This window comes from Cupriavidus sp. 291-E7 (assembly GCF_057798835.1).
Genome location: NZ_JBYOJV010000026.1, coordinates 1 through 12068, shown reverse-complemented (window position 1 = coordinate 12068; position 12068 = coordinate 1). Strand labels below are relative to the sequence as shown.

Genomic DNA, 12068 nt, shown 5'->3' with positions numbered 1-12068 from the left:
CAAGGAGAACGTGATGAGCCAAGCCCACCATCCCGAAACCTGGACCGCGATTTGCACCTTGCGCGATATCGTGCCCAATACTGGTGTCTGCGCACTGGTCGACAAGAAGCAGGTAGCCGTCTTCCGCATCGGCCGCGGCGAGGAAGTCTACGCGATCGCCAATTTCGATCCCAACTCGCAGGCCAACGTGCTGTCGCGCGGCCTGGTCGGCAGCCTGGGCGACCGCGTCGTGGTTGCATCGCCGATCTACAAGCACCACTTCGACCTGCGCACCGGCGAATGCCTGGAGGCACCCGAGCAATCCGTGGATGCCTACGCCGCGCGCGTCTACGACGGCAAGGTCTGGGTGGCGGCCTCGATGGTGCAGCCCGAGATCGAAGAAGAGCTGGCAGCCTGATCGATCCTCACGCCCCCTTCTCGCCCACGCCTACGCCAACAGGAAGATGATGTTCAAGACGCCCCCTGCCTCGTCTCCCACCCGCCAGGCCAAACCGCGACTCGTCGTGGTTGGCAATGGCATGGCCGGTATGCGCACGGTCGAGGAACTGCTGAAGCTCGCGCCGGACCTGTATGACATCACGGTGTTCGGTGCCGAGCCGCACGGCAACTACAACCGCATCCTGTTGAGCCCGGTGCTCGCCGGCGAGAAGACCGTCGACGACATCATGCTCAACACGCGCGACTGGTACGCGCAGAACGGCATCGAGCTGCTGGCGGGAGACCCCGTGGTCGCCATCGACCGTCCGCGCCGCATCGTGCGTTCGGCATCGGGCAAGGAAGTCCGCTACGACCGCCTGCTGCTGGCCACCGGTTCCAAGCCGTTCATCATTCCCGTGCCGGGCCACACGCTCGACGGTGTGATCGCCTTCCGCGACATCCAGGACGTGGAAACGATGCTCCACGCCGCGCGCAACCATCGTCATGCCGTGGTCATCGGCGGCGGCCTGCTGGGCCTGGAAGCTGCAAACGGCCTGATGCGCCAGGGCATGGACGTCACCGTGGTACACCTGGCGGACAGCCTGATGGAGCGTCAGCTCGACAAGCCCGCCGCCGAACTGCTGAAGGCGGCGCTCGAACGCAAGGGCCTGCGCTTCCTGCTCAGCGCGCAGACCGCCGGCATTCTGGGCGAAGACCGTGTCACCGGCGTGCTGTTCAAGGACGGCATGGAGATTCCGGCTGACCTCGTGGTAATGACCGCGGGCGTGCGTCCCAATATCGAACTGGCCGCCAGCGCCGGGCTGCGTTGCGAGCGCGCCATCGTGGTGGACGACACGCTGCAGACGTTTGATCCGCGCATCTACGCCGTGGGTGAATGCGTGCAGCACCGTAACGCCACCTTCGGCCTGGTGGCACCGATCTGGGATCAGGCGCGCGTATGCGCGGCACACCTGGCCGGTGCCGGTCATCGCCGTTACGTGCAGCAGGCCACGGCCACCAAGCTCAAGGTGACCGGTGTCGACCTGTATTCGGCCGGCGACTTCATCGGCGCGGAAGGCAGCGAAGACCTGGTGCTGCGCGATCCGCGCCGTGGCGTGTACAAGCGCCTGGTCCTGCAGGACGGCCGGCTCGTCGGTGCCGTGCTGTACGGCGATGTGAAGGATGGCCCGTGGTATTTCGACCTGATCCAGAGCGGTAAGCCCGTTGCCGCGCTGCGTCAGCGTCTGTTGTTCGGCCAGGCGCAGTGCGAGGCCCTGGCGGCGTGAAACCCTGCTGCCATCGACCAGTGAGATTGATACCGTGAACCTGTCCGATATTGCGGTGGTCGCCACCACCGCCACCAAGACTGTCTCCACCACCTGCCCGTACTGCGGCGTGGGTTGCGGAGTGCGCGCCACGCTGCGCGCCGACGGCCAGGTTGAAGTGCAAGGCGATGCCGACCACGCATCGAACTTCGGCCGCCTGTGCGTGAAGGGATCGGCCCTGGGCGACACCGTCGACCTGAACGGCCGCCTGCTGCATCCACAACTGCGCGAAGCCGACGGCACGCTGCGCCGCGTGAGCTGGGACGACGCGCTCGGCAAGGTGGCCAGCGGCTTCGCGGACATCATCGCCCAGCACGGCCCCGACGCCGTGGCGCTGTATGTGTCAGGCCAGATCCTGACCGAGGACTACTACATTGCCAACAAGCTGATGAAGGGTTTCATCGGCTCGGCGAACATCGATACCAATTCGCGCCTGTGCATGTCGTCGGCCGTTGCCGGCCACAAGCGCGCGTTCGGCGAAGATCTGGTGCCGTGCAGCTATGAAGACCTGGAGCAGGCAGACCTCGTTGTGCTGGTCGGCTCCAACACGGCGTGGTGCCACCCGATCCTGTTCCAGCGCCTGACGCGGGCCAAGGAAGCGCGGCCCGACATGAAGATCGTGGCGATCGACCCGCGCCGCACCGCCACCTGCGAACTCGCCGACCTGCACCTGCCGCTGCGCGCAGGCACCGACGTGCGCCTGTTCAACGGCCTGCTCAGCTATCTGGCGCGCCACGGCCATACCGATGCCGCCTTCGTCGAAGCGCATACCAGCGGCCTGGACGACGCGCTGGCCGTGGCCGATGCCGACAGCGCGGACATCGCCGCCCTGGCCCGCGCGTGCAAGCTCGATCCGCAGGACCTGCAAACGTTCTTCGAATTGTTCGCCGGCACCGAGAAAGTCATCACCGCGTTTTCGATGGGCGTGAACCAGTCGTCGGCCGGTACGGACAAGGTCAACAGCATCATCAACTGCCATCTGCTGACGGGCCGTATCGGCCGAACCGGCATGGGCCCGTTTTCGCTGACCGGACAGCCCAATGCGATGGGTGGCCGCGAAGTTGGCGGCCTCGCCAATATGCTGGCGGCGCATATGGAGCTGGCCAATCCGGTGCACCGCGACATCGTGCAGGATTTCTGGCAGTCCCCCTACATGGCCGACAAGCCCGGCCTCAAGGCCGTGGATCTGTTCAATGCGATCGAGGCGGGCAAGGTCAAGGCGGTGTGGGTCATCGCCACAAACCCGGTGGTCAGTCTGCCCGATGCCGACCAGGCACGCCGCGCGCTGGCAAAGTGCGAACTCGTGGTCAGCTCGGACGTCGTCACGCGCACCGACACCAACGATGCCGCGCACGTGCTGCTGCCCGCGCTGGGCTGGGGTGAAAAGGACGGCACCGTGACCAATTCGGAGCGCCGCATCTCGCGCCAGCGCGCCTTTCTGCCGGTGCCCGGCGAGGCACGCGCCGACTGGGACATTCTTTGCGACGTGGCACGGCGCATGGGCTTTGCCGGCTTTGACTACGCCGGACAGCACGAAATCTTCGACGAACACGCGCGCCTTTCCGCCTGGCGCAATGGTGACGCGGACGCGCTGCAAGCGCCCCGCATGTTCGACATCGGCGGACTGACCGGCCTGGGCAAGGCCGGCTACGACGAATTCGTACCCGTGCAATGGCCGGTTCCCGCGGCCACGCTCGATGGCACGCAGCGTCTGTTCGAAGATGGCCGCTACGCGTTTGCCGACGGCCGCGCGCGCTTCGTCCCCACGGCGGCCCGCGCGCCGGTTCATGCCGCCGACGACGAGTTTCCGCTGATCCTCAACACAGGCCGCGTGCGCGACCAGTGGCACACGATGACGCGCACCGGCAAGGCTGCGAAGTTGTCCGACCATCTGCCCGAGCCGTTTGTCGACATGCATCCGCAGGACGCGCTGCTGTGTGGCGTGGGCGAAGGCAAGCTGGCCCGCGTGACCAGCCGCTGGGGTGCCCTGGTGGCGCGCGTGCGGTTTGGCGGCGGCATTCCCCGTGGCAGCATCTTCGTGCCGATTCACTGGAACGACCAGTTCAGTTCCGATGCGCGCGTCGGCTCCGTGGTCAATCCCGTGGTCGACCCCGTTTCAGGCGAGCCGGAGTTCAAACACACGCCGGTGCGCGTGGAGGAATTCCGCGTGTCGTGGCACGGCTTCGTGCTGAGCCGTCAGGCGCTGCCCGCCGAATCGCTGACGTACTGGACGCGCATCCAGGGCCGCCAGTTCCATCGCTACGAATTCGCCGGCCGCGAAACCGTGGCGGAGCGCGCGGCGTGGGCGCGCGAGTTGCTCGGCGTGCAGGACCCCGACGCCGACTGGCTCGAATACGAAGACCGCACCGCGGGCGTCTATCACGCGGGCTACGTGGTCAACGATCGCCTGGAAGCGTGCGTCTACGTTTCCACGCGCGCCGATCTGCCCTCGCGGGCCTGGCTGTCGCAACTGTTCGGTCAGGACCGTCTGGAAGACAGCGACCGCATCGGCCTGTTGCTGGGCCAGCCGCTGGAGAAAACCGCCGACGCCGGACCCACGGTGTGCTCGTGCTTCGGCGTGGGCCGCAATACGATCTGCGATGCGGTGCGCAAGCACGACCTCAAGACGCCCGCGGAAATCACGGCGTGTGTGAAGGCCGGTGGCAACTGCGGCTCCTGCGTGCCTGAACTCCGCAAGCTGCTGACTGAGATCCGCATCGTCGAAGCAGCCGAAGCGGCCTGATCGGCATTTGCATCCCTCGATGACGCGCGGGCATATGGCCCCCGCGTCATTTTTTCGCCCCAATCTTGACAATTAGTCCAACACTATACAAACTGTCCGACATCGATTTACCTTCCTTTGCCGGCGAGACATGCCAGAACGGACTCCCGAGCAGCGCTTGCTGCTGGACCAGATCAAACAGGTTGCCGACGGGCTGGGCCAGACGTTGGCCCCGTTCTGCGAGGTCGTTGTGCACGATCTGCTGGAGCCTGGCCAGTCGATCCTGGCCATCCACAACAACCTTTCCGGCCGCACTGCCGGCGATCCCACCACGGAACTGGGCGAGGCCCGCATCACCGATCCCGACTATCCGCAGATCCTGGCCAACTATCCGAACCAGTTCGCCGATGGGCGGCAAGCCAAGAGCACGTCGATCGGCATCAAGGACAGCAGCGGGCGCTACATCGCGGCGCTCTGCATGAACGTCGACCTTACGCTGTTCCGCAGCCTGCAAATGGCGATGGGCCAGTTCGTTCAGACCACCGCCGAAGGCCCGGAAGAAACGCTCGATCCCGCCAGCACCGAAGCCCTGCGCACCCGCATCGATGCGTTCGCGGCGCGCCTAGCCACCACGCCCCGCTCGCTGAAGACGGACGAACGGCGCGCGCTGCTGGCCGAACTCAAATCATCCGGCCTGCTGGAAGTGCGGCGGGCTATGGAAACCATCGCGGCACACCTGGGCGTGTCGCGCGCCACCGTTTACAGCTATGCACGCTAATCCCGCCGACGCGCAACTCCTGCTGCTCGACAAACACACCGTGGAAGCAGCGCTGGTCCCGGACGACGTCCTGGCCGCCGTGCGCGAAGCCTTCATCCTGCACAGCCATCGCGAGGGTCGCGTCTTTCCGCTTATCCGAGAAAAGCTCGCCACCGGCGGCGTCTTCGGCATCAAGGCCGGCGACGTTGGCCGGCAGAATCTGCTCGGATTCAAGGCGGCCGGTTTCTGGCCCGGCAACCGCGAGCGCGGCGGCGAACCCCACCAGGCGACGATCGTGCTGATCGATCCCGCCACGGGCCGCCCGCTATGCATCATCGACGGCAATGCCATTACCACGGCGCGCACCGGCGCGGCAGGCGGTATCGGCCTGCAGACGCTGGCACGGAAGGACAGCCGCAGCGTCTGCGTATTCGGCACCGGCGTGCAGGCGCGGGTACAGCTCTCCTATGCACTGACACTGATGCCGACGCTCACCGAGGTTCGCTATGTCAGCGCGAACGGCCAGCCCAGCGCGGGCTTCGAAGCCGAATTCGCCGCGCGCTGCCGGATCAGCATGGCAGCGGACCGCAATGCAGCCGTGGCCGACAGCGATGTAGTAATCACCGCCACGCCCGGTGGCGGTGCGCTGTTCGATGCCGAAGCCGTGCAGCCGGGCACTCACCTGACCTGCGTGGGCGCCGATACCAGCGGCAAGCGCGAGCTGCCTGAAGGGGTACTCGCGCGGGCGCGTATCGTCGTCGATGATCTGGACCAGGCGCGCAGTATTGGCGAATGCCAGTGGGCACCGGACCTGCACTGCATCGAGATTGGCGACCTGCTGACCGGCGCCGCAACGTTCGAGCGGCAAGCCGCCGACATTACCGTTTTCGACATGACCGGCCTGGCCCTGCAGGACCTGACGGTCGCCCGCTTTCTGCATGAACGGGCCCTGGCAGATGGCGCCGGTACGCGCCTGGCCTGGCCCTGGTAACCGTTACTTCGATCCCTGACCACCATGACGACCCTGCAACTGCCCACCTACGCCGACGTCGAAGCCGCCGCCAAACGCCTTGAAGGCTACGCCAACCGCACGCCGGTCAATACCTCGCGCACACTCAATGAAATGCTCGGCGCCGAGGTGTTCTTCAAGTGCGAGAACTTCCAGCGCATGGGCGCCTTCAAGTTCCGCGGCGCGTTCAATGCGCTGGCAAAGTTCACGCCCGAACAGCGCAAAGGCGGCGTGGTGGCGTTCTCCTCGGGCAACCACGCCCAGGGCATCGCCCTGTCGGCAAAGCTGCTGGGCATGCCGGCCACGATCGTGATGCCGGCGGACGCGCCCGCGCTCAAAGTGGCGGCAACCAAAGGTTATGGCGCCAGCGTGGTGATCTACGACCGCTACAAGGAAGATCGGGAGGCCATCGGGCGCGATCTCGCCGAGAAGCATGGCATGACGCTGATCCCCCCGTACGACCACCCCGATGTCATGGCCGGCCAGGGCACGGCCGCCAAGGAACTGCTGGAGGAAGTTGGCCCGCTCGACGCACTGCTGGCCCCGCTTGGCGGTGGCGGTCTGCTGTCCGGCACGGCGCTGTCCACGCGCGCACTCGCGCCGCAATGCCAGATCTTCGGCGTGGAGCCGGAAGCCGGCAACGACGGGCAGCAGTCCTTCCGCAGCGGCTCCATCGTTCATATCGATACGCCCAAGACCATCGCCGACGGCGCGCAGACCCAGCACCTGGGCAACTACACGTTCCCGGTCATCAAGCGCGACGTCAACGACATCCTGACCGCCACCGATGCGCAGCTCGTTGAAGCCATGCGCTTCTTTGCCGAACGGATGAAGATGATCGTGGAGCCGACCGGCGCGCTGGGCCTTGCCGCGGCGTTGCAGATCAAGGATCAGCTCAAGGGCAAGCGCGTAGGCATCATCATCAGCGGCGGCAACGTCGATATCTCCTGGTTCTGCGAGCTGATGGGGCGCTGAGATCGCGCTCTGGTTGTTCCCTCATCCGCCATGCGCGAGAGGGAACAACCACCCTACACTTCTTCCGACGGCTGCGCCTTGGCCACTGCCACGATCGGTTCGCGGCCGAGCTGCATGAAGATCCACGCCGAGGCGGACGTGATCAGTCCCACGCAGATGAACGTGGCATGAAAGGCCGGCAATACATCGAAATGATGCGAACCGATGCCGTCCTGGAAGGTAGCCAGCAGCGCGCCGGCCGACGTCACCGCCAGGCTCATCGACAGCATCTGCACCATCGACAGCATGCTGTTGCCACTGCTGGCATTCACGCCGCTCAGGTCCTTCAGCGTCACGGTGTTCATGGCCGTGAACTGGATCGAGTTGACGGCGCCGAAGATAGCCATCTGAATAATCACGATCGGCAGCGGCCGCGTTGGCGAGATCAGTGCGAACGACGCCATCACCAGCCCCACGACGAACGTGTTGATCACCAGCACCTTGCGGTAGCCAAACCGCTCGATCAGCCACGTGGCCAGCCGCTTTGACGCCATGCCGGCCACGGTGACCGGCACCATCATCAGTCCCGCATTGAACGGCGAATAGCCAAGGCTGACCTGCAGCGTCAGCGGAATCAGGAACGGCATGGCCCCGTTGCCGATCCGCGCGAACAGGTTGCCCAGCAGGCCGACGCTAAACGCGTGGATGCTGAATAGCTTGAGCGGAAACAACGGCTCCTTGCTGCGGTTGGCATGCAGCACATACGCCGTCAGCGCGGCCATGCTCGCTATCAGCAACATCAGCACCGTGGCGTGCTGAAAGCCCATGCCGGCCAGGCCATCCAGCGAAAACGACAGCGTCACCATTGCGATGGCCAGGAACAGGTAGCCCGCGATATCGAAGCGGCCCATCCCGGGCAAACGCGCATTCGGCATGAAGCGCACCGTGGCCAGCGCGCCGATCACGCCCACCGGCACGTTGATCAGGAAGATCCAGTGCCAGGAGAAGGTCTGCGTGATCCAGCCGCCGAGCGTAGGTCCGATCAGCGGCCCGATCATGCCCGGAATCGCCACGAAACTCAGCGCCTGCAAATACTGCTCGCGCGGGAACGTACGCAGGACCGACAGCCGCCCCACCGGCAGCAGCATCGCCCCGCCCGCCCCCTGCACAACGCGCGCGGCGGCGAGCATCGGCAGCGTGGGTGCCCAGGCGCACAGCAGCGATCCCAGCACGAACAGGCCGATGGCAGTCTGGAAGATGGTGCGTGTGCCAAAGCGGTCGGCCAGCCAGCCCGACGCGGGAATGATGACGGCCATCGTCAGCGAATAGGCGATGACTACGGACTGCATGCGCAACGGGCTTTCGCCCAGGCTGCGCGCCATCGATGGCAAGGCGGTATTGACGATCGTCGAATCGAGCGTCTGCATGAAGAACCCCACCGCCACCACCCAAAGCATGATGCGCAGCTTGGGGTCCTGTGGCATGGAGGACGCTTCGACGGGAGGCGTGGCTAACGACATGGCGGCACGCGGGTAGCGGCTAAAACCGCCACCTTAGGCGTCTGGTGTGCCGTTGGCAAGACGCGCAGACGGAGATCGCCCCATTTTCCGCGCATCACATCGACGCCCGCATGCCCACAAAGAACCGTCGTCCCGGCGCGGGTTCGTAGTATCTGCCATTCGCTTCATTGACGATGACGGAGCCGATGTAGTGGCGATCGGCCACGTTGTCGATGCGGCCAAACACATAGAGCTGCGTGGCGCCCACCTTGAACGTGTAGCCCGTTTTCAGATTGACGATGAAGTAACCGGGGGCGGCCTGCGTGTTCAGGTCATCCGCGTAGACCTTGCTGTCTGCCTTCGCTTCCACGCCCACCATCCATTGTCCCCACGGCCGGTATGTCGCCTCCGCGCCGAAGCTGTGGCGGGCCGTGCCGGGCAGGCGGTTGCCGGCGGCCACCGTGGCGCCTTGCGCGTTGACGAACGATTCGCCGAAGTACGCATCGAGGTAGGTATAGCCCAGCGCGGCGGATATGCGCTGGCCTGGGCCGAACGCGCCGCGCCATCCAAGCTCCAGGCCGCGTCTGCGTACCCCATCCACGTTCTGGTACACGGTACGGCCGTTGTCGTTCGACAGCGGCACGATCTCGCTGTGGCTATCCGCATCGAACAGCGCGGCTTCCAGGCGCTGGTTGCCCGCCTGCCACTTGATGCCGATCTCGCCCTGGCGGCTCGTCGACGCCTGCAGCCCGAGGTTGGCGCCGACGCCGCCCGGCCCATAGGCCACCTCGGTCAGCGTGGGCGTTTCAAAGCCGCGTCCAAGATTGGCATAGACATTGAGCGTATCCATCGCATGCCACACCACGCCCAGCACCGGGCTGAGGTTGCGGTATGTGGAAGTGCCGCTGTCGTCGGGGCTGGCGGTGGTGATGTAGTGGTCGTCGATGCGCAGACGCACCATGCTCGCGCGTAGTCCGCCCACGAGTTCCCAGGCCGGATGCACGGTCCAGTTGAACTGTGCGTAGGCGCCGTAGTCGGCCGCCTCGTCGGTCTCGTCGCGTCGCAACGCGCCCTGCTGACCGTTGTCGTTGACGTAGCCATGCCTCGCATCGCGCATACCGTTGGCTTCGATGCCGGCCGTCCATTGCAGCGGCAGCCCGTTGGCCGTGGTCTTGCGCGTCCAGGAAAGCGCACCGCCGCCGTAGGTCCGGTCCAGATTGACGATGCCGCCCGCCGAGGTTGGCGCCGCACCGCTGAAACCCAGGCGCTGGGTCAGTTGCCGGCCGCCGCCGTACAGCCGGAAGTTCAGGCTGTCCTTGTCGGTCAACTGGTGTTCGACCACCACGCCCGCCTGGGTCTGCTCCACCTCCTTGCCGGTATTGAACTGCGTGGACGCGGCAATGGACTGGCGCGGATTGGCCTCCGCCTGCGCGCGCGTGAGCCCGAGCGGGTCCTCCGCGAGCGGCTGGTTGAAGTAGTTGAACTGGCCCGTGATCCTGGTAGCCGTGCTGGGCTGGGCGACGACCTTGGCGTTGAGCTGGTAGCGCCGGGCGGCACTGTGGTCCCGGTAGCCGTCGGTCTGATAGGTCCACGCATCGAGCGTGCCGCCGAGCCGGTCGTTGCCACCGCCCAGCATGACGCCGGCCTGCCATTGGCCATCCGATCCGAAGCCCGTCGACGCCCGGCCGGTGAAGCCGGTCTTGGGCGGATCGGGGGTGAATACCTGCACCACGCCGCCCGACGCATTGCCGTACATCTGCGCGAACGGACCGCGCAAGATTTCCACGCGGCTTGCATTGGCCAGGTCGAAGGTCGATGCCTGGCCCTGCCCGTCCGGCATCGTCGCCGGGATGCCATCGACGAATAGCCGCACGCCGCGCACACCAAACGTCGAGCGGCTGCCAAAGCCGCGGACGGCTATCTGTAAATCCTGGGAATAATTCTGGCGGTCGCGTACCGCGATGCCTGGGCTGGTCAGCGTCAGTTCCGACAGGTTGACCAGCGGTGAAGCGGCCGTGAAGGGATCGACCGGAATACTGTCGATGGCCGCCGGTGCGTCAAAGCGCCGCTGTTCGCTGCGGCTGGCGCTGACGACCACATCGGGCAGGGTCGTCTCCTCCGCACCAGCCGGCCCGGCGGGCGCCATGACCAGCGGCAGCGCCATCCAGGCAGCGGCCTGCTGGCGCTTGAGGACGAGAAAGCGGGCAAAAGCCAGGGTCCAGCCGGCTGCGGGCATAGGGGCGCGTCCCGAAAGTAGAACCTCGCACGCGCGGACTGCGCGTGGCGCCTAGTCTACTCCGGGTCGGCCTCGGCCTGCCGTCAGGCTGGCGCTGACAGCACCTCAGTTGTCGGCGTCGACCAGCGTGCGGGCGTCCACCACCTTGTCGCGGTACGCTTCGAAGATGCGGCGCAGCGCCTGCTCCATTGTCACCTCGGGCTTCCAGCCCAGCTCCTCGACCGTGTTGTCGATCTTCGGCACGCGGTGCTGCACGTCCTGGTAGCCCTTGCCGTAGAACTCGCCCGACGACGTCTCCACGATCTTCGTCTTGCGCGCTTCCTCGGCGTACTCGGGGTAGTCGGCCGCCATCTTCAGCATCATCTCGGCCAGCTCGCGCACCGAGTGAATGTTCTTCGGGTTGCCGATGTTGAAGATCTTGCCGCTGGCCACGCCATTCTTGTTCTCGATGATGTGCATCAGCGCCGAGATGCCGTCCGAGATATCGGCAAAGGCACGCTTCTGCGCGCCACCGTCCACGAGCTTGATCGGCTCGCCGCGCACGATATGGCCCAGGAACTGCGTCACCACGCGCGACGAACCTTCCTTCGATTCGAAGATCGAGTCCAGCCCCGCACCGATCCAGTTGAACGGACGGAACAGCGTGTAGTTCAGACCCTCTTCCATGCCGTAGGCGTGGATCACACGGTCCATCAGCTGCTTGGAGCAGGCGTAGATCCAGCGCGGCTTGTTGATCGGGCCGTAGATCAGCGGCGAGGCTTCCGGATCGAATTCCTCATCGGCGCACATGCCGTAGACCTCGGAGGTCGACGGGAACACCAGATGCTTGCCGTACTTCACCGCGCCGCGCACGATGGGCAGGTTGGCTTCGAAGTCGAGTTCGAACACGCGCAGCGGGTGACGCACGTAAGTAGCCGGCGTGGCGATGGCCACCAGCGGCAGGATCACGTCGCACTTGCGGATGTTGTACTCGATCCACTCCTTGTTGATGGTGATGTCACCCTCGGAGAAGTGCATGCGCGGATGGTTCACCAGGTCGCCCAGGCGATCCGACGACATATCCATGCCGTAGACCTCCCACTGCGTGGTTTCCAGGATGCGGCGCGTCAGGTGGTGGCCGATAAAGCCGTTGACGCCAAGAATCAGGAC

Annotated in this window: 9 protein-coding genes; 6 read left to right on the top strand and 3 right to left on the bottom strand. The window is 65.5% G+C overall.

Features of this window, described 5'->3' with window-relative positions:
- Positions 1 to 13 precede the first annotated feature (13 nt).
- The 6 genes from nirD (at position 14) to AC3FLX_RS29645 (ending at position 7205) form a co-directional block, all read left to right on the top strand.
- Positions 14 to 397 carry a nitrite reductase small subunit NirD gene (nirD, locus tag AC3FLX_RS29670; RefSeq protein ID WP_488700915.1) on the top strand — a complete coding sequence of 128 codons (384 nt, stop codon included), beginning with the start codon at positions 14 to 16 and terminating at the stop codon, positions 395 to 397.
- A 49-nt stretch (positions 398 to 446) separates the two neighbouring features.
- Positions 447 to 1703: an NAD(P)/FAD-dependent oxidoreductase gene (locus tag AC3FLX_RS29665; RefSeq protein WP_488700965.1), complete on the top strand. Its 1257-nt coding sequence runs from the start codon at positions 447 to 449 to the stop codon at positions 1701 to 1703.
- Between the two features lie 34 nt (positions 1704 to 1737).
- On the top strand, positions 1738 to 4485 hold the full coding sequence (locus AC3FLX_RS29660; RefSeq protein ID WP_488700914.1) for a molybdopterin-dependent oxidoreductase: 2748 nt from the start codon (positions 1738 to 1740) through the stop codon (positions 4483 to 4485).
- A 130-nt stretch (positions 4486 to 4615) separates the two neighbouring features.
- A complete protein-coding gene (locus AC3FLX_RS29655) occupies positions 4616 to 5242 on the top strand; it encodes a helix-turn-helix transcriptional regulator (RefSeq protein ID WP_488700913.1) in 627 nt (208 codons plus the stop codon).
- Complete coding sequence (locus tag AC3FLX_RS29650; protein ID WP_488700912.1) at positions 5232 to 6212, top strand: ornithine cyclodeaminase family protein; 981 nt, start codon at positions 5232 to 5234, stop codon at positions 6210 to 6212. The genes AC3FLX_RS29655 and AC3FLX_RS29650 overlap by 11 nt, the downstream gene beginning before the upstream one ends.
- Positions 6213 to 6236: 24 nt before the next feature.
- A complete protein-coding gene (locus AC3FLX_RS29645; RefSeq protein WP_488700911.1) occupies positions 6237 to 7205 on the top strand; it encodes a threo-3-hydroxy-L-aspartate ammonia-lyase in 969 nt (322 codons plus the stop codon).
- Between the two features lie 53 nt (positions 7206 to 7258).
- Here the strand turns inward: AC3FLX_RS29645 and mdtD are convergent, their stop codons facing one another.
- The 3 genes from mdtD to AC3FLX_RS29630 form a co-directional block, all read right to left on the bottom strand.
- Entirely contained in the window at positions 7259 to 8668 is a 1410-nt protein-coding gene (gene mdtD, locus AC3FLX_RS29640; RefSeq protein WP_488700910.1) for a multidrug transporter subunit MdtD, read from the bottom strand.
- A 130-nt stretch (positions 8669 to 8798) separates the two neighbouring features.
- Entirely contained in the window at positions 8799 to 10919 is a 2121-nt protein-coding gene (locus AC3FLX_RS29635) for a TonB-dependent receptor family protein (RefSeq protein WP_488700909.1), read from the bottom strand.
- A gap of 105 nt (positions 10920 to 11024) precedes the next feature.
- The coding region (locus tag AC3FLX_RS29630; RefSeq protein WP_488700908.1) for a bifunctional UDP-4-keto-pentose/UDP-xylose synthase at positions 11025 to 12068 on the bottom strand (1044 nt) is incomplete at its 5' end.